Below are 17,881 nucleotides of genomic sequence, written 5' to 3' on the forward strand. Positions count from 1 at the left end.
CGGAGACGGTGATCGAACCGCCCGTTCCCGCCTGGGACTTGGAGAGCGTCACCTTCGGTCCGTCGGCCGCCGCGACCGGCGTCGCCCCCGCCAACGGCAGCAGAAGCAGCGCGCACGCCGCCACCAGCGCCGAGATCCGCACCTTGCCGCTCACATCACCGCTCCCGTCAACTCGACTTCCGCACACGGGGGTTCGGCCACCCGACCGTCGTCGTCCCTACGCCGCGGCGGACGCGCGGGGCTGTCAACGGCGGGCGCGGGCCGTCTGGTTGCGCCGGGTCAGCCACAGGGTGCCCGCCGCGCCCGCGAGCAGCACCGTGCCGCCGAGCGTGCCGAGGGCGACGACCGAGTTCGACGGGGCCGGTCTTGGAGGAGACGCCCTTCTGCCAGGACATGGTGAGCTTGTAGCCGCTGCCGCTCTTGACGCCCTTGATGTCGATCGGTGAGACGGCGGTCTTGACGCCGATCGGTGTCTGGCATTTGTAGTTGACGTCGACGACGTCGGCCCGGGCTGCGGGGGCGGCCATGAATACCGCCGAGCCGGCCAGGGCCGCGACGGACGCGAGCGCTGCGGTTCGTTTCTGGTACGACACGGTCCCCTCATTCCTGACGGCACATCAGATCGGCCGTCAAGGTACGCCGGGGGTCGTGAGGAAGGAAGACAAGGCGCACGTCGGAGTTGTGACGATCCGGCGTGCGTCGGTTTTCGGGGAAAGGATTCTCCCGGGGGTGCGGCGACCGCGTTACGCCGGTGCTCCCAGCTCCGCCCACACGGTTTTTCCGGTGACCCCGGGAGTCCGTACGACTCCCCAGTCCAGGCAGAGCCGCTGCACGATGAACATGCCGTGGCCGCCGGGGCGGCCGGCGCGGTGCGGGGTTCTGGGGGCGGGCTGGCCGCTGCCGCGGTCGGAGACCTCGACGCGGATCACCTTGTTCTCGCAGGTGATCCACATCTCGTCCGGTCCTTCGGCGTGCAGACAGGCGTTGGTGACCAGTTCGGAGACGACGAGGAGGACGTCCTCGGCGGCGGCGCGCCGGTCGGCGCTCTCGGCGGGCAGCCAGCCCCAGGCGTAGAGGGCCTGGCGGGCGAAGTCGCGGGCGAGCGGGACGACCCCGCTCTCACCCGCGAAAGCGAGTCTGCGGATCTGCCGGCCCGCGGCCGGTTCGGTGTCGTCCCCGGCGGACGGCACGGAAGCGCCCCCCGCGGGCGCCCCCGTAGCGCCACCGGGCTCCGGGCGGTCGCCCGGCGGGTAGGGCCGGGTGGTGCTCATCAGCGCTTCACCTCACCGATTCACCGGTTCACGATTCAAGACTCGGTACGTGTTCAAGGGGCGGTACGGGTCCAACAGTCAGTAGTACGTGGGTCGGGGGTGTTTTCGTCGCTCCGGTCGCTGACAGGTTCAGATGTTCTCCTGCCCGGGCGAACCGGCAAAACACCCCTTATTCGTCGGCGAGAGCGGCTTCGAGGGTGTCGTGGACCGTGAAGACCGCATCCGCCCCCGTGATCTCGAAGACGCGCGCCACCGCGGGCTTCATCCCCACGAGGTGCACTCCGCCGTCTGCGGCCTCCGCCTTCAGGCGCGCGCCGAGCAGTACGTTCAGGCCCGTGGAGTCGCAGAACTCCAGCCGTGAGCAGTCCACGACGAGCCGTGCGTACCCGTGGGCGAGCAGGTCCTCCAGCGGTTCGCGCAACAGCTCGGCGGTGTGGTGATCCAACTCACCCGCCGGTGTCACGACGGCGCTGAGGCCCTGTTTCCGCACCTCGACCAGAAGCCGGCCAGACTGTGCGCTGCCGACCGTGCCGCGGTCCATGCCGTCTCTCTCTCCCGAGGTCGTGGCTGTTGACGTTCGCCCTGGAACACTACGCCTTCCTCACACTCTCCGACACCCGAACAACCGCCCACAAATGGACATATGGGTACACAGCGCACTTGCGGCGGGCTCCGGAAAACGGGTAGGGCTAGTAGGGACAACAGTTTGCACATCCGAAACGACCGACCGACACGACCGGCTTTGGAGGCGCCGCACTCCGCAGTGCACGCACCGGCTTCGGCAGCCATATGCCGAGAACGATGGAGGACACCATGTCACCCCGGCTCGACGCATCGCCTACCCCGGCAGCGACGTCGACACCCCCACCGGCACAACTGGATCCCAATCCCATCATCGAGGGGCTCCCCGAGATCCCCCCGTACGACGAGATCGGCGCCGTGGACGCACGGGCCCTCTCCAAGACTCTCTTCGAGCGGCTGGAGTCCCTCGAAGAAGGGACGCACGCCTACTCGTACGTCCGCAACACGCTCGTCGAACTCAACCTCGCGCTGGTCAAGTTCGCCGCCTCCCGCTTCCGCTCGCGCAGCGAGCCGATGGAGGACATCATCCAGGTCGGCACGATCGGCCTGATCAAGGCGATCGACCGCTTCGAACTCAGCCGCGGCGTCGAGTTTCCCACCTTCGCGATGCCCACCATCGTCGGCGAGATCAAGCGCTTCTTCCGCGACACCTCGTGGTCCGTGCGCGTCCCGCGCCGGCTGCAGGAACTCCGGCTCGACCTGGCCAAGGCCGGCGACGAACTGGCCCAGCAACTCGACCGCGCCCCCACCGTGGCCGAACTCGCCGAGCGCCTGAAGCTCTCCCGCGACGAGGTCGTCGAGGGCATGGCGGCGTCGAACGCCTACACCGCCAGCTCACTCGACGCCCAGCCCGAGGACGACGACTCCGAGGGCGCGCTCGCGGACCGCATCGGCTACGAGGACCACGGCCTCGAAGGCATCGAGTACGTCGAGTCGTTGAAGCCGCTGATCGCCGAACTCCCGCAACGGGACCGGCAGATCCTCTCCCTGCGCTTCGTCGCCAACATGACGCAGTCGGAGATCGGCGACGAACTGGGCATCTCGCAGATGCATGTGTCGCGGCTGCTGTCGCGGACGCTGGTGAAGCTGCGAAAGGGCCTGACGGTCGAGGAGTAGCCCTCGGCCCGTCCCCCTGCCCGCCACTGAGCGCGGCGCGCGTGTGCGTGCGCCGCGCTCAGGCGTTCCCCGGCCCCGGCAGGACCGGGTTACCCACAGAAACCTCTTTCCCCACCGGTCGCCTTCCACCACTATGGTCACCCGACAAACTGGCTGGTACGTCAGGACGGGCGCGAGGAGGCGGGTGAATGGTTCACTCCGAGGAGTACGGCGGCGCACACGCCGACGCTTCCGACGCGCGGCTCACGGAACTGCTGCGCGCCGGCACCTCCACGGTCTATCCGGCGCTCCAGGAACTCCGCGCCCGGCACCAGCCGTCCGTGCTGTCCTACGCCCGCCTGTGCACCACCAGCGAGTCGGCGGCACGGCAGCTGGCGGCCCAGGCGTTCACCCTCGCGGCCCGCGAGACGGCTCGCGGAGTCGACCCGGGAGTCCCCTGGCGGCACCAACTCCTGCTGCTGACAGGGCAGGTGGCCACCTCGTGGTCCCTGGACGACCGCTCGGCCGGCCTGGATTCCGGCCTCCTCCTGCTCCTGAACACCGCGGCCCCGAAGCCCACCATGCTCCCGGCCTTCCAGTCCCTCCCCGCCCGCACCCAGGGCCTGGTCTGGTACGGCGTCGTCGAACGGGAACCGGAAGCCGTGACCGCGGCCTTCCTCGGCCTCACCCACGAGGACGTCGTCCACGGCACCGAACGGGCCCTGCAGGCCATGGCCCAGGCCTGTCTGAAGTCCCGCCTGGCCGCCTCCGACGACCCGCGCTGCGGTGACTTCCGACGCCTGATCGAGGAGTCGGTACGCCCCGACAACCCCCGCGACAGCGCCGACCTGCACGCCCACATGGCGCACTGCGCCCACTGCACGGGCGCGTACGAGGAACTGACGGCCCTGCGGGACGCTCCGCGGGCGACGCTGGCGGAGGGGTTGCTGCCGTGGGCGGGGTCGTCGTACGCGATGAGCGGTCGCGAGGAGGTGAGGGGCAACTCCCGTACGACTCCCTCGACTTGGTGGCCCTCGCGCCGCCTGGTGCTGGCCTCGGCGGCGCTGGGCGTGGCGTTGGTGCCGCTGCTGTTCTTCCTGCTGAGGCCGGGTGGATCGACGCCGCGTCCGGGAGCGGCGGCGGGCACGGCGGCGATCCCGTCGACTCCGTCCGAGGTCACGGTGACGGCGACGGTCCCGGTGACACCGTCGTCCACGTCTCCCTCCAAGTCACCGTCTCCGACGAGGAGTTCGAAGCCGACGCGCTCGGCGAGCCCCACCCCCTCGCCCACCACCCACGCGCCGAACGGCACGTACGCCCAGGTCGTGAACGTCTCCACGGGCCGATGCCTGGACATCCGGGACGGCGACCTGACGGAGGGCACGGATGTGATCACGGCCCCCTGCACCTCCTCCGACACCCAGCTGTGGCGCGTGGATGCCACCCGCGGGGTGGTGCAGTCGTCCGCCGACTCCGATCTGTGCCTGGACAGCCGGGGGTCCGTGGACAAGGGGGTCGGCATCTGGGAGTGCGATTCGGTGGACGGGAGTCACGGCGAGAACCTGAGGTTCACGGTGGACCCGGACGGGGTGATCCGCCCGGCGATCGCGATCCTGACGGGGATGACCCCGGAGGACGGGGACGGGGTCTCGCTGGTGCCGTTGACCGGAGGCACGGAGCAGCGGTGGCGCGCGGGGTGAAGCACGCACGGGCGTGGGAGCCGTACCGGAGGCGTCGGTATCGGTGAGACTGGGCAGTCCGAACTGTGGCTCCGACAAAGGGAGTTGGACATGGCGGCAGCACGGAACATCGACGAAGTGGTGGACGGTCTCGCCGAGATCGTGCGGGAGGCGACCCGCACCGGTGACCGGATCGGGTACTTCGCGGCCCTGTACCGGCAGGTGACCGTCGAGATCCGCAAGGCCATCCACGAGGGGCGGTTCGAGGACGGCCCCCGCATGGACCGTTTCGACACGCTCTTCGGCAACCGCTACTTCGAGGCCCACGACGCCTGGCTCCGCGACCGCGGCGGACCGCGCTGCTGGCGCGAGACGTTCGGCCTGCTGGACGACCGCGACACCGTCATCGTCCAGCACCTGATCCTCGGCGTGAACGCGCACATCAACCTGGACCTGGCCGTCGCCGCCGCGCGGACCGACCCCGGCACCGACGTCCACGCCCTGCAGCACGACTACCTGCTGATCAACGACATCCTCGCGCGCGTGGTGCTGGCGGTGCAGGACTCGGTCGACGCCCTGTCCCCGCTCCTGTCGCTCCTGGACAAGGTCGGCGGCCGCACCGACGAACAGATCCTCGACTTCAGCATCGTCCAGTCCCGCGCGGAGGCCTGGCACAACACCGTCCTCCTCGCCGCCCAGACGGAAGCGGAACAAGAGGCCACCATCGACCGCCTCGACATCCGAGCGGCCGTACTCGCCCGCCTGATCGCCCGCCCGGGCGCCCTGGTCCGCCCGGCCCTGGAACTGATCCGCCACACGGAGAGCGACGACGTGGCGGCGGTCATCACGCATCTGGACGGCGCGATGGAGCGGGCTTCCCGCAGCGAAGGATGATCGGGTTGCTCAGGGCCGCCATGCTCCCCCCGGGACGACGCACCTCGACACGGATGAACGGCGACTCCCGCGCACCGGTCCGCCACTCCACCTCGCCCGCTCCCCCGGCGGACAGCGAAGCGGCGTGGACCTCCCCCTGCCCGGTGTGCAGACCGACCACCCCCGAAGGCACACCGCGCACACCCACCCGAGCCACCACCGGCCCGTCACCGCTCTCCAACTGCCCGCCGACACATACCCGTTGAGCACCGGCGGACACGGTGAACGACAGCTCGACAGCAGCCGATCCGGCGATCCGACTCCGCCCGGCGCGCATGCCCGCCAGCACCGCGCCGGTGCTCAACTCCTCGGCCCGCACGACCGTGTGCGGAACACCGATCTGCCCCGACAGATGCGTGTCACTGTTCCCCATCACCGGCCGCCACCGGCCCTGACTTCCACACCTCCACCACGTCGAACCCTCCGGTACGGGTACATGAACGTGCCGGAGTCGTACGGCGCGTGCGGATGCGCCACCACACACAGCCCACCGCCCCGACGGACTTCGTCCAGCTGCCGGTCGACCACGTCGTCCCGCACGCCGTACCGCCGGTCGACCACCTGCCCCGGAACCACCGGCAGACCGTCTCCGGCGCACCGGCCCCAAGCGCCCTACGTGTCCGCGTTGTTGTGCTCGGTGGCCGCCAGAAAATCCAGCACGGCCGCACGGGCCTCGTCGGCAAGACGTTCCGGCGTCAGCTCACCGCCGTTCGAGGACACCGAGTGCACATGGCAGTCACCTCGGTACCAGCCGTCCTCCCGACCGGCCGGCCGCATCGCACTCGGCATCCTTCTCCTTGTCCGGCCCGATCACCCCGCGTCGAGGGCCGCGGTGATCTTGCGGATCATCTCGGTCATGACAGGCCCGGGTTCGCCCTTGACGGTCCGTACGGACTCTTCCACGGCGACGAGGACGGTGGCACGGAAGTTGTCCGCCTCGGACGGATCCTGCCGGCCGAGCAGACGCATGGTCTCCGTCAGGGCCGGCAGCACGCGGTCGGCGAGTTCGGCCACGGACCTGCCGTCCAGGCCCCCGATCTTCGACCTCTCGGCGAGGACGTAACCGACCTGACCCGTCGCGGAGCACAGTGCGATGCTGCCCCGGGTCGCGATCCGGTGCGGTGAACCGGCCGCACCGGCCGCCGCCATGAGCGACACGGCGCCGTACGCGGCGGTCCGCAGGGTGGCCTTGTCCTGGTCGGTGAGGGCGGAGGTGATGGTGATGGCCATGATGGTCTGCTCCTTGGAGTCGGTGGGCCTTCCTTCTGGAACAGAGCCTGCGCCCGGCCGGTTTCACCACGGCCTCACCCCGCTTTCAGCGCACGAAAACCCGTGTCGCCGCAGACGGTGTGCGCCTAGCCTGTGGGGCATGCATCAGGGTCGACGGCGCGACCGGCGTCCGGTTCATCACGCGGAACCAGCCCGGCACGAGGCTCCGGTTCCGGTCGCCGCCGGGGCCGATGTCGTGATCGTCGGCTGTTTCTCCGGCCGGCAGAAGGACTCCGCCGCGCTGATGGACTCCGCGGCGCGGGAGATCGAGACGCGCGGTGCGCGCGTCGTGGGACGGATCGTGCAACGGCGCGGTGTCTCGGACGGCGGTGTCCGGAAGATGGCGCTGCCCTTCTCCGCACGGACCCTCCTGACCTACGGGAAGGTCCGGGAAGCAGCGCTGCTCTGTGAGAGGACCGCCGCCGGGGCGGCGGTCTTCGTGACTCCTCTGACGCCTCGTCAGCGCCGCACGCTGACCGGCATGCTCGGCTGTCCGGCCGTAGGTCTCGCCGAAATCCTGGCAGTTGACTGAAGGCGACCGCTCACTCCACCGTCACCGACTTCGCCAGGTTCCGCGGCTGGTCCACCTCGTTGCCGCGTGCCGTGGCCAGCTCGCAGGCGAACACCTGCAACGGGACGGTGGCGACGAGGGGTTGCAGGAGCGTCGGCGTAGCCGGAATCCGGATCAGGTGGTCGGCGTAGGGGACGACCGTCTCGTCGCCCTCCTCCGCGATCACGATGGTCATCGCACCCCGCGCCCGGATCTCCTGGATGTTGGACACGATCTTGTCGTGGAGGACGGAACGGCCGCGCGGGGAGGGCACGACGACCACGACCGGCATGCCCTCCTCGATCAGCGCGATCGGCCCGTGCTTCAACTCCCCCGCCGCGAAGCCCTCGGCGTGCATGTACGCCAACTCCTTGAGTTTCAGGGCGCCTTCGAGAGCGACGGGGTAGCCGACATGGCGGCCGAGGAACAGCACCGTGTTCTTCGACGCCACCGAGCGCGCCAACTCCCGTACGGGCTCCATGGTTTCCAGCACCCTCTCGACCTCGCCGGAGATCTGCGAGAGGTCGCGGATGACGGCCTGGATCTCGTCGCCCCACTTGGTGCCCCGCACCTGGCCGAGGTACAGGGCGACCAGGTAGCACGCCACGAGCTGCGTCAGGAACGCCTTGGTGGAGGCCACGGCGACCTCGGGGCCGGCGTGCGTGTACAGCACCGCGTCCGACTCACGGGGAATCGTCGAGCCGTTGGTGTTGCAGATGGCCAGCACCTTCGAGCCCTGCTCACGGGCGTGCCGCAGCGCCATCAGCGTGTCCATCGTCTCGCCGGACTGCGAGATGGCGATGACCAGGGAGCGCGCGCCGAGGATCGGGTCCCGGTAGCGGAACTCGCTCGCCAGTTCCACCTCGCACGGGATGCGCGTCCAGTGCTCGATGGCGTACTTGGCGATCAGCCCGGCGTGGAAGGCCGTACCGCAGGCGACGATGACGACCTTGTCGATCTCCCTCAACTCATGGACGGGGATGCGGACTTCGTCCAGCGTCAGCAGGCCCGCCGCGTCGATCCGGCCGAGCAGGGTGTCGGCGACCGCCTTCGGCTGCTCGGCGATCTCCTTGAGCATGAAGTAGTCGTAGCCGCCCTTCTCGGCGGCGGAGGCGTCCCAGTCGACGTGATAGGAGCGGACCTCGGCCGGGGCGCCGTCGAAACCGGTGACCGTCACGCCGTCGCGGCGCAGTTCGACCACCTGGTCCTGGCCCAGTTCGATCGCGGACCGGGTGTGTGCGATGAACGCGGCGACGTCGGAGGCGAGGAAGGCCTCGCCTTCACCCACCCCCACCACCAGCGGCGAGTTGCGGCGCGCGCCGACGACCACGTCCGGCTCGTCCGCGTGTACGGCGACCAGGGTGAACGCGCCCTCCAAGCGCAGGCACACCTGCCGCATCGCCTCCGCGAGGTCCGCGCACGCCGAGAACTCCTCGGCCAGCAGATGCGCGACCACCTCGGTGTCCGTGTCGGAGGCGAGATCGTGCCCGCGCTCGGTCAACTCGGCCCGCAGACAGGCGAAGTTCTCGATGATGCCGTTGTGGACGACGGCGACCCGGCCCGCGTTGTCGAGGTGCGGATGGGCGTTGGCGTCCGTCGGGCCGCCGTGCGTGGCCCAGCGGGTGTGCCCGATGCCGGTCGACCCTGCCGGCAGCGGGCGGTCGACCAGTTCCTTCTCCAGATTGACGAGTTTCCCGGCCTTCTTGGCCGCCGCCAGCCCGCCGTCCGCGAGCACGGCGACGCCCGCCGAGTCGTAACCCCGGTACTCCAGCCGCTTCAGTCCGGCCATCACCACATCGAGCGCCGACTGCGACCCCACGTATCCCACGATTCCGCACATGCGCGGCAGCCTAGGCGCCGAAGCCCTCCCGAACACGGCACTTCGTGCCCGATTTCGGAAATTCCGGCCATGATCGGGAAGGGCGAGCAGGAGAGGATGGAGCCCATGACACGACAGCGCGAACGCTACTTCGAGCTCTACGAGGACGACTTCGGGCTCAGCGCGCTCGCCGGGAAGCTGGCCGCGGCCACCGCACCCGGCGTCGTACGGGCACTGGAGCTCGCCGCGGAGGTGGCGGAGGTGGCAGAGGGCGAAGGCGCCGTGGAACTCGGTGTGGACGTCCGCTGCCTGCTCGACGCCGGTCTGCCGGACGAGACCCTCCGCGCGGCCTGGCTCGCGGCCACGCACGAGCGCTTCGACCCGGCGGACTTCGGCATGGACCTCCACGGCTGGCTGAACCGGCTCGCGGACCTGTACCCGGCCCGGGTCCGCAGGAGACGTCAGGTGTACTGGCTGGAGCGACCGCACCCCGAGTTCCCGGAGGAGGAACTCCGCGAGGCGGTCGTCGCGGAGATACGGGTAGCCGCCTTGCCCGCAGGGCTTCCGGACGCGCTGGAGGACATCGCGGGGAAAGCCGACGCGGAGCTCGGGCTCCGCCTCCTGCTCCGCATCCTGAAGGCGTGGACCGTACCGGTCGCCAAGGACCAGTACGACCGCCTCATGGAGATCACTTCGGACGTCAACTATCCAGGACCGCTGGTCTATGACGGCCTCGACATCCAGTGGCTGCCCCTCGACCCGACCCGGCGCGAGGGCTCGGGAGACTTCGGCATCTCGGCGCTCTCGGAGCGCTTCCGCGGCGACTGGTGGCAGCCCACGGCCCGGGAGGGCGCGGAGTGGGAGGCGGCGGCCGACGACACCGCGGAAACCCCGGGCACCGCCGCCGCGCGACTGCTCGAAGACGCCACCCGCCTCCTGGATTCCCCCCTCACCTCCGACACGATCACCACCCTGTGGCTGGCCGCGTCGGGCCGGGGTCTCAACATCGACCTGCTCGGCATCGACGGCCGGGACTGGCTGCGCCTGATCGCGGACGTGAGCCGGGAACACCTGCGGAACATCGCCCCTTCCTACACACCCGTCGTAGGACCGGTACGGACCGAGCTGGCGCCCCCGGTGCTGGAGGTGATCCGCGAGGCGAGCCCCGTACCTGTCGACCCGGACCGTCAGCGCGCACCGGCTGGGCATCCCGGGCCCGGCCGTGGTCGCCGCCCTGGAGGAGACCGTCGTCCACGCCGACCCCGACCTCGGCTACCGTCTCTTCCTCCGCCTCCTCAAGGTGCTGTCCGCACCGGTCACCGCCCACCAGTACGCCGGCTACCGGGCACTGGGCGAGCGCTTCGGCTACGGCGAGGCCCATGTGCCGTGGGCCGTCGATCACCTCGCCCCCGAGATCTGACCCGAAGGACATCCGCAGAGTGAACAACGCCGTCCCCGAACACGGCTTCGCCCGCGCGTCCGACGAAGTCCTCGCCGCCCGGAACGAACTGGCCGACCAGGTGGTCCGGGCCCTCCGCCGCGCCGGCCTCCCCGCCTTCCGCGAGGGCGCCCCCTCGACAGCGGACCGGTCAGGAGCCGTGGTCCACGTCGAGCCCGACGCCGAGACGGTGCCGGCACCGGTGTCCGTGAGCTGGAGATGCGACCCCGCGATGATCGAAGCGGCCGTCGACAGCCTCACGACCGGCGACCCCACCGCGCCGGCCGTCCGTTACCCCGGAACGATCGGCCTCCACATGCAGGAGGCACTCATCAAGATCCTGCTGTCGTCGGGAGTCGTCGCGACGCCGGAGAACGACACCATGAACCCCGACCACGTCCTGGTGTCCGGGACGACGTCCGACCCGCCACCCGCACCGAGACCCACGTCCACTCCGGAGAGCCCATGACCGACCACCCCCGATTCGACCTGCCCCCGAAAGCCTCGCCGGAGATCGTCGAGGAGCGCGAGGCGCTGGCCGAGCAGGTCTGCCGGGAACTGCGAGGCGCCGGTCTTCCCGTGCGCCGACCCGATCTGACCGACGATCCGGACGTTCTGCCCGGCATCGGCGTGTACGTGACGCCGTTTCTCGACGGCGGGGTGTACGCGAGCTGGCGCACGGACGCGGAGCTGAGGGGTCCCGCGCTCGCTCTCTTCGCGCAGGGGATCGACTACGACAACCCGCCCCCGGTCCTCCGCCACTACAACACGGTGCTCGACCAGATGCAGACCGCGCTCATGGGGATCCTCGCCTCGGCGGGATTCGACGTCGAGGAACCGGACCCGCACACGTCCGGATTCATGATCAAGGTGACGGGCCGATGACGCCTCTCGAAGCGAGCCGCCAGGTCGTCGACCTGGTCCGCGGCCACCCGGACGACGCACAGCACCTGCACGGCTGCTCCCCCGAGCTGATCGCCCGTGCCGAGCGCGAGACGGGCCTGACGTTCCCGCCGTCGTACCGTCTCCTGATCGAGGAGTTCGGCAGCTGGGACGTGCCGCCGACCGAGTTCCTCGGTGTGTGGCGGAACGAACGCGCCGGAGACGTGCTCCGGGGCTCTTCGGCCGAGACCCTCGGCGCCCGGAACCTCGGCCTGCCGCCGGAGCTGATGGTGGTCCTGCTCGACGACGTGTGGACGTACGCCGTCCTCGACACCTCCCGCCCCGACCGGGACGGCGAGTACCCTGTCCTCGCCTGGAACCCGGGAGTCCCCGCCGGCGGGCTCATGGAGAAGATCGCGGACAGCTACGGAGAGTTCGCACTCACCGAGTGCCGGCAGAAGCTGGGCACACCCACGTGACGCACCCCACCCACCGGCTCGTTCAAACTCCGTTAACAATGGACTGGTGATCTCTCCGGTCTCCCCGATGCCCCGGAGCGCCCACCGGCACAAGCCGGAGGCGACTCCCTACGTCGACCTCACCCGAGCCGAGTGGAGCGCGCTGCGCGACAAGACACCGCTGCCGCTCACCGCCGACGAGGTCGAGAAGCTGCGCGGCCTGGGCGATGTCATCGACCTCGACGAGGTGCGGGACATCTACCTCCCGCTGTCCAGACTCCTCAACCTGTACGTCGGCGCCACGGACGGTCTGAGAAGCGCGCTGAACACCTTCCTGGGCGAGCAGGGCTCCCAGTCGGGCACCCCGTTCGTGATAGGCGTCGCGGGGTCGGTGGCCGTGGGCAAGTCGACCGTCGCGCGCCTCCTCCAGGCGCTGCTCTCCCGCTGGCCCGAACACCCCCGCGTCGAGTTGGTCACCACCGACGGATTCCTGCTCCCCACAAGGGAGTTGGAGGCCCGGGGACTCATGTCGCGCAAGGGCTTCCCGGAGTCGTACGACCGCCGGGCGCTGACCCGTTTCGTCGCCGACATCAAGGCCGGGAAGGACGAGGTCACCGCACCCGTCTACTCCCACCTGATCTACGACATCGTCCCCGACCAGCGGCTCACGGTCCGCCGCCCCGACATCCTGATCGTGGAGGGGCTGAACGTGCTGCAGCCCGCGCTCCCCGGCACGGACGGCCGTACCCGCGTCGGTCTCGCCGACTACTTCGACTTCAGTGTGTACGTCGACGCGAGCGCCGAGGACATCGAGCGCTGGTACCTGAACCGGTTCCGCAAGCTGCGCGCGACCGCGTTCCAGAACCCGGACTCGTACTTCCGCAAGTACACCCAGGTCTCCGAGGACGAGGCCGTCGACTACGCCCGCACCCTCTGGCGCACCATCAACAAGCCCAACCTGGTGGAGAACATCGCCCCGACGCGGGGCCGCGCCACCCTGGTCATCCGCAAGGGCGCCGACCACAAGGTACGGCGGCTCAGCCTGCGCAAGCTGTAGGGCGGCCTGATAGAAGTGCGTCATGCTGCATCTGCGCCTGATCACTCCGGCCGACCGGACCGATGACGTCGTCCGGCTGATCGGGACGACCGTCGGCACCACGCATCTCGTCGTCCTGACCGGCGCCGCCCGCAACCCGACCGGCGATGTCGTGATGTGCGATGTCGCCCGCGAGGCCGGTGACGAACTCATCGGCGGGCTGAGGGAGTTGGGGGTCGACCGGACCGGCTCGATCGCCGTCGAGAACATCGACCTGTCGTTGTCGGAGCGGGCCGACACGGCTCAGGACGAGGCGCCCGGCGAGGGCGCGGACGCCGTGCTGTGGGAGCATCTCGCGGACGCGACGCACGAGGAGTCGACGCTCACCGTCACCTACGTCGCGTTCCTCGCCGTCGCCACGATGCTCGCGGCCTGCGGTGTGATGCTGGACAACGCGATCCTGATCGTGGGCGCGATGGCGGTGGGGCCGGAGTTCGGGCCGCTCGCGGGGATCTCGACGGCGCTGGTCCGGAAGGCTCCACGGCTGGTGTGGCGGTCGCTGTGGGCGCTGCTCGCCGGATTCGCCGCGGCCATGGTGCTGACGGCGGGCTTCAGTTGGCTGCTGGACGCCTTCGGGCTGTTCGAGAAGTCGATGGTGGAGGCCGCCCGGCCCAACACCGCCTTCATCTGGAAGCCCGACTGGATGTCCTTCGTCGTGGCGTTCCTGGCCGGCATCGCGGGCACGCTGTCCCTCACGTCCGCCAAGTCCGGTGCCCTGATCGGAGTGGCGATCTCGGTGACGACGGTCCCGGCCGCCGCGAACGCCGCCGTGGCCCTCAGTTACACGGACTACTCCCAGACGTGGGGCTCCACTTGGCAGTTGCTCGCCAACCTGGGCGGGATCGTCCTGGCGGGCACGCTCACGCTGCTGGCCCAGAAGGCGTTCTGGACCTGGCAGCGCGAGCGCACGACCGCTCGACTCTCCTAGCCGAGCGCCGACTTCACGGCATCCGCCAACCGCCCCGCCACCGACCGCGCCTGGTCGATGTCGGCGGCCTCCACCATCACCCGTACCAGCGGCTCGGTACCGGACGGCCGCAGCAACACCCGCCCCGTAGCCCCGAGTTCACGCTCAGCCTCGGCAACCGCCGCCGCCAGATCCGCAGACGTACCCACCCGGGTCCGGTCCACGTCCGGCACATTGATGAGCACCTGCGGCAACCGCGTCATCACGGCCGCGAGATCCTTGAGCGTACGACCCGTGTCGGCGACCCGCGCCGCCAGCATCAGCCCGGTCAACGTGCCGTCACCCGTGGTCGCGTGGTCGAGAATGATCACGTGCCCGGACTGCTCGCCGCCGAGCGCGTAGCCGTGCTCCTTCATCTCCTCCAGGACGTAGCGGTCGCCGACCGCCGTCTGGACGAGCGTCAACCCCTCCCGCTCCATGGCCAGTTTGAAGCCGAGGTTCGACATGACGGTCGCGACGACGGTGTCGGAGCGCAGTGCGGAACGCTCCCGCATCGCCAGCGCGAGTACGGCCATGATCTGGTCCCCGTCGACCTCTTCGCCGGTGTGGTCCACGGCCAGGCAGCGGTCGGCGTCACCGTCGTGCGCGATGCCGAAGTCGGCGCCGTGCTCGACGACGGCGGCCTTGAGCAGCCCGAGGTGGGTCGAGCCGCAGCCGTCGTTGATGTTGAGGCCGTCGGGGTCGGTGCCGATGGTGATGATCTCGGCGCCGGCCCGGGAGAAGGCCTCCGGGGAGACGCGCGCGGCGGCGCCGTGCGCCTCGTCGAGGACGATCTTCAGGCCGTCGAGGCGGTTCGGGAGCACGCCGATGAGATGGGCGACGTACTGGTCGAAGCCTTCGTTGTAGTGCCGGACCCGGCCGACGCCGGAGCCGGTCGGGCGGTCCCAGGGGGCGCCGGTGCGGTGCTCCTCGTAGACCTTCTCGATCCGGTCCTCCAGCTCGTCGTCGAGCTTGTGCCCGCCGCGCGCGAGGAACTTGAGGCCGTTGTCGGGCATGGCGTTGTGGCTCGCGGAGAGCACCACACCGAGGTCGGCGCCCAGCACACCGGTGAGATACGCCACCGCGGGGGTGGGCAGCACACCGACGAGCAGTACGTCCACTCCCGAGCTGGCGAGGCCGGCGACCACCGCGGCCTCCAGGAACTCCCCGGACGCGCGCGGGTCCCGCCCGACCACGGCCGTTGCCCGGTGGCCGGCGAACGTGCCCGCCTCGGCGAGTACATGCGCCGCCGCGACGGAGAGGCCGAGGGCCAGTTCGGCCGTCAGATCCGCGTTGGCGACACCGCGCACGCCGTCCGTGCCGAAGAGTCGTCCCACTTGTCCTCCTGAGGAAGGCGAAAATCCTGCAAGTCGAAAGTCCTGCGTTCCAGGCATACGATGCCTGTTCATCCGATCACACAAGCCTTTGAGCGTCTTGTGCCGTTATACGCCCCGCGCTGTGATAAACGAACGCCCCGGCGGCACGACTGGCGTGCCGCCGGGGCGTTCGGAGTACAGACAGCAGAGCAGGCGCGATTTAGCGCTTGCTGTACTGCGGAGCCTTGCGGGCCTTCTTGAGACCGGCCTTCTTGCGCTCGACCGCACGGTCGTCGCGACGGAGGTAACCGGCCTTCTTGAGGGCGCCGCGGTTGTTGTCCACGTCGGCCTCGTTCAGCGCGCGGGCCACGCCGAGGCGCAGGGCACCGGCCTGACCGGAGACGCCGCCACCCGAGATACGGGCGATGACGTCGTAGCGGCCGTCGAGCTCGAGCACCTTGAAGGGCTCGTTGACTTCCTGCTGGTGGACCTTGTTCGGGAAGTAGTCCTCGAGCGTGCGCCCGTTGACCTTCCACTTGCCGGTGCCGGGCACGATGCGAACGCGCGCGATGGCGTTCTTGCGACGGCCCAGGCCGGCGGCCGGCTGCGGGTCGCCGAAGCGGCCGGCGAGCGACTCGGAGGTGTACTCGCCCTCGACGGGCACCTCGGACTCGGTGGTGTAGCTCTCGATGTCGACGAGCTCGGTCTCGGTGTCTTCGACCGGCTGCTCAACGGTGGTCTCGGCCACGGTTCTCCTCAGATTCTTTTCTGTTTAGGGGTGTGGCCGGAACTACTGCGCGACCTGGGTGATCTCGAACGGCACCGGCTGCTGGGCAGCGTGCGGGTGCTGGTCGCCCGAGTAGACCTTCAGCTTGCTGATCATCTGACGGCCCAGGGTGTTCTTGGGGATCATGCCCTTGATGGCCTTCTCGACGGCCTTCTCGGGGTTCTTCGCCAGCAGCTCGTCGTAGCGGACGGAGCGCAGACCACCCGGGTAGCCGGAGTGGCGGTACGCCAGCTTCTGGGTCTTCTTGTTGCCGGACAGGTGAACCTTGTCGGCGTTGATGATGATGACGAAGTCGCCCATGTCCATGTGGGGGGCATAGGTCGGCTTGTGCTTGCCGCGGAGGAGGTTCGCGGCAGTGGTAGCCAGACGGCCGAGGACGATGTCCTGGGCGTCGATGACGTGCCACTGGCGAGTCACATCGCCGGGCTTGGGGCTGTACGTACGCACTTCGCAGCCTTCTTCTTCAGTGGATGGGTGCTGACACATGGCATCACTGAAGCGATCGTGCAGCTGGGGACGACAATGGCCGGGGACGATGCCCGTATGCCGCCCACTGGTAACTGCTCCAGGGAACCTACGTAGGGGCTTCTCGTCTGAGAACGACCAAGCCGATACGCATAACAAACCGTAAGAGTACCCGCGCCCGGCCGGACGGGTCAAAACGCGGCGGGACCGACGGGAGTGCGTGCGGAAAGTGACCGCGAAAACACTTACCGCGACATCTCAACGTCAGTTCCCACAGGCCTCGTTGAGGCGCACCGGTACCCCCGTCCCCCCGTCTAGGATGCGACCCATGAGCTTCGGGCAGGGGGGACCCCAGTCCCAGTGGGATCCCTGGAAACCGCAATCGCAGCAGCCGTGGGGCGGCAACGTCGACGACGAGACCCCGGACTGGGCCGCGCTCGCCGACCGGGCGGAGACGCGCAACCGGCGCAAGAGACTGCTGCTCATAGGCGGCGGCGCGGTCGCGACGATAGCCGTCGGGACGGCCGTCGCCATGGCCGTCATGTCCGCGAACGGCGACGACACCGCGTCCGGCAAGCCGACGAACCTGCCCGCGAGCGGGTCCCTGCCGAGCGCCGGCGCCACCTCGCCGTCCTTCGCGCCGACCAGTGCGCCGCCGCCGCTGGACCCGAAGGAGTTCATCTCCAGCAAGGCCAAGGACACCGCGCCGCTCAGCGCTGAACTCCTGTTCCCCGGCACGCAGTTGACCATGGGCTCGACCGTGTACAAGAAGGGTCCGACGGCCGACACCACGAACTGCGCCTCGGCCGCCCAGTCGACCCTCCCGAAGGTGCTCACGGCCAACGGCTGCACCCGCCTGATGCGCGTCACCTACACCAAGGACGATGTCGCGGTGACGGTCGGCGTGGCCGTCTTCGACAGCGAGGCCCAGGCCGAGAAGGCCAAGACGCAGGCGGACACGAAGAGCATCATCAAGTCGCTGTCCGGCAAGGGCGTCAAGCCGTTCTGCGACGGCGCGGTGTGCCGCACGACCACCAACGCCTACGGCCGCTACGCCTACTTCACGATCGCCGGCTTCACCAACGGCACGGACGTGACGACGAAGGACACCAAGGTCTTCAGCATCGGCGACGACCTGGCCGAGTTCGCGTTCCGCCAGATCGGCAGACGCGGCGAGGCCCAGGCCTCGGCGGCGGCGCAGAACTAGGACAGAGCCGGCCGGAGCGCCCGCGCCGACCCCCTTCTCCCGTTCCGGGGCAGAATCGCCCCAGGGGCTGTCGGGGAGGGGGCGGGGA

The 17,881-nt window shown here is 69.6% G+C and carries 20 protein-coding genes and 1 pseudogene; 11 read left to right on the top strand and 10 right to left on the bottom strand.

The annotated features are described in order from the left end of the window. Nucleotides 1-341: 341 nt before the first annotated feature. From JHN45_RS40875 to JHN45_RS40885, 3 genes and pseudogenes are all read right to left on the bottom strand, one after another. Nucleotides 342-593, bottom strand: a pseudogene (locus JHN45_RS40875) (peptidase); the annotation flags it as partial. A gap of 150 nt (nt 594-743) precedes the next feature. After that, the gene (locus tag JHN45_RS40880) at nt 744-1,271 is read right to left on the bottom strand and encodes an ATP-binding protein (protein WP_200713921.1); all 528 of its coding nucleotides are present in this window, start codon (nt 1,269-1,271) and stop codon (nt 744-746) included. Between the two features lie 169 nt (nt 1,272-1,440). Next, on the bottom strand, nt 1,441-1,812 hold the full coding sequence (locus JHN45_RS40885) for an STAS domain-containing protein (protein WP_200713922.1): 372 nt from the start codon (nt 1,810-1,812) through the stop codon (nt 1,441-1,443). 272 nt (nt 1,813-2,084) lie between these two features. Here JHN45_RS40885 and JHN45_RS40890 point away from each other — a divergent pair, with 272 nt between their 5' ends. From JHN45_RS40890 to JHN45_RS40900, 3 genes are all read left to right on the top strand, one after another. Further along, entirely contained in the window at nt 2,085-2,969 is an 885-nt protein-coding gene (locus tag JHN45_RS40890) for an RNA polymerase sigma factor SigF (RefSeq protein ID WP_200713933.1), read from the top strand. A 188-nt stretch (nt 2,970-3,157) separates the two neighbouring features. After that, nucleotides 3,158-4,648 carry an RICIN domain-containing protein gene (locus tag JHN45_RS40895; RefSeq protein WP_201054478.1) on the top strand — a complete coding sequence of 497 codons (1,491 nt, stop codon included), beginning with the start codon at nt 3,158-3,160 and terminating at the stop codon, nt 4,646-4,648. Nucleotides 4,649-4,738: 90 nt separating this feature from the next. After that, the gene (locus JHN45_RS40900; protein WP_201054479.1) at nt 4,739-5,521 is read left to right on the top strand and encodes a DUF5995 family protein; all 783 of its coding nucleotides are present in this window, start codon (nt 4,739-4,741) and stop codon (nt 5,519-5,521) included. Here the strand turns inward: JHN45_RS40900 and JHN45_RS53555 are convergent. The 3 genes from JHN45_RS53555 to JHN45_RS40910 all read right to left on the bottom strand — a co-directional run bounded on the left by JHN45_RS53555 (nt 5,472) and on the right by JHN45_RS40910 (nt 6,790). Then, nucleotides 5,472-5,933, bottom strand: coding sequence for a hypothetical protein (locus JHN45_RS53555; protein ID WP_236584663.1), 462 nt, complete (start codon nt 5,931-5,933; stop codon nt 5,472-5,474). The genes JHN45_RS40900 and JHN45_RS53555 overlap by 50 nt on opposite strands. Nucleotides 5,934-6,172: 239 nt before the next feature. Then, the gene (locus tag JHN45_RS53560) at nt 6,173-6,349 is read right to left on the bottom strand and encodes a hypothetical protein (RefSeq protein WP_236584664.1); all 177 of its coding nucleotides are present in this window, start codon (nt 6,347-6,349) and stop codon (nt 6,173-6,175) included. A 21-nt stretch (nt 6,350-6,370) separates the two neighbouring features. Then, entirely contained in the window at nt 6,371-6,790 is a 420-nt protein-coding gene (locus tag JHN45_RS40910; protein ID WP_200713925.1) for a hypothetical protein, read from the bottom strand. A gap of 139 nt (nt 6,791-6,929) precedes the next feature. Between JHN45_RS40910 and JHN45_RS40915 the strand changes: the two genes are divergently transcribed. Beyond that, on the top strand, nt 6,930-7,361 hold the full coding sequence (locus JHN45_RS40915; RefSeq protein WP_236584665.1) for a hypothetical protein: 432 nt from the start codon (nt 6,930-6,932) through the stop codon (nt 7,359-7,361). 10 nt (nt 7,362-7,371) lie between these two features. Here the strand turns inward: JHN45_RS40915 and glmS are convergent, their stop codons facing one another. Next, nucleotides 7,372-9,219, bottom strand: coding sequence for a glutamine--fructose-6-phosphate transaminase (isomerizing) (gene glmS / locus JHN45_RS40920; protein ID WP_201054480.1), 1,848 nt, complete (start codon nt 9,217-9,219; stop codon nt 7,372-7,374). 105 nt (nt 9,220-9,324) lie between these two features. Here glmS and JHN45_RS40925 point away from each other — a divergent pair, with 105 nt between their 5' ends. From JHN45_RS40925 to JHN45_RS40950, 6 genes are all read left to right on the top strand, one after another. Further along, a complete protein-coding gene (locus JHN45_RS40925; protein WP_236584666.1) occupies nt 9,325-10,641 on the top strand; it encodes a hypothetical protein in 1,317 nt (438 codons plus the stop codon). Next, a complete protein-coding gene (locus tag JHN45_RS40930; RefSeq protein ID WP_201054481.1) occupies nt 10,638-11,105 on the top strand; it encodes a hypothetical protein in 468 nt (155 codons plus the stop codon). The genes JHN45_RS40925 and JHN45_RS40930 overlap by 4 nt, the downstream gene beginning before the upstream one ends. Continuing rightward, the gene (locus JHN45_RS40935) at nt 11,102-11,521 is read left to right on the top strand and encodes a hypothetical protein (protein WP_201054482.1); all 420 of its coding nucleotides are present in this window, start codon (nt 11,102-11,104) and stop codon (nt 11,519-11,521) included. Before JHN45_RS40930 ends, JHN45_RS40935 begins: the two co-directional genes overlap by 4 nt. Beyond that, nucleotides 11,518-11,997 carry an SMI1/KNR4 family protein gene (locus tag JHN45_RS40940; protein WP_201054483.1) on the top strand — a complete coding sequence of 160 codons (480 nt, stop codon included), beginning with the start codon at nt 11,518-11,520 and terminating at the stop codon, nt 11,995-11,997. Before JHN45_RS40935 ends, JHN45_RS40940 begins: the two co-directional genes overlap by 4 nt. A 67-nt stretch (nt 11,998-12,064) precedes the next feature. Then, entirely contained in the window at nt 12,065-13,033 is a 969-nt protein-coding gene (coaA, locus tag JHN45_RS40945; RefSeq protein WP_200713935.1) for a type I pantothenate kinase, read from the top strand. 22 nt (nt 13,034-13,055) lie between these two features. Then, a complete protein-coding gene (locus JHN45_RS40950; RefSeq protein ID WP_200713930.1) occupies nt 13,056-14,000 on the top strand; it encodes a DUF389 domain-containing protein in 945 nt (314 codons plus the stop codon). Here the strand turns inward: JHN45_RS40950 and glmM are convergent. The 3 genes from glmM to rplM form a co-directional block, all read right to left on the bottom strand. Continuing rightward, nucleotides 13,997-15,355, bottom strand: coding sequence for a phosphoglucosamine mutase (gene glmM / locus JHN45_RS40955; RefSeq protein WP_200713931.1), 1,359 nt, complete (start codon nt 15,353-15,355; stop codon nt 13,997-13,999). The genes JHN45_RS40950 and glmM overlap by 4 nt on opposite strands. 199 nt (nt 15,356-15,554) lie before the next feature. Beyond that, the gene (gene rpsI / locus JHN45_RS40960) at nt 15,555-16,082 is read right to left on the bottom strand and encodes a 30S ribosomal protein S9 (protein WP_093627302.1); all 528 of its coding nucleotides are present in this window, start codon (nt 16,080-16,082) and stop codon (nt 15,555-15,557) included. A gap of 42 nt (nt 16,083-16,124) precedes the next feature. Beyond that, entirely contained in the window at nt 16,125-16,568 is a 444-nt protein-coding gene (gene rplM, locus JHN45_RS40965; RefSeq protein WP_013001400.1) for a 50S ribosomal protein L13, read from the bottom strand. Between the two features lie 346 nt (nt 16,569-16,914). Between rplM and JHN45_RS40970 the strand changes: the two genes are divergently transcribed. Next, nucleotides 16,915-17,793: a hypothetical protein gene (locus JHN45_RS40970; protein WP_200713932.1), complete on the top strand. Its 879-nt coding sequence runs from the start codon at nt 16,915-16,917 to the stop codon at nt 17,791-17,793. Nucleotides 17,794-17,881 lie beyond the last annotated feature (88 nt).

It is taken from the genome of Streptomyces sp. MBT53 (assembly GCF_016654115.1).
Lineage (GTDB): Bacteria > Actinomycetota > Actinomycetes > Streptomycetales > Streptomycetaceae > Streptomyces.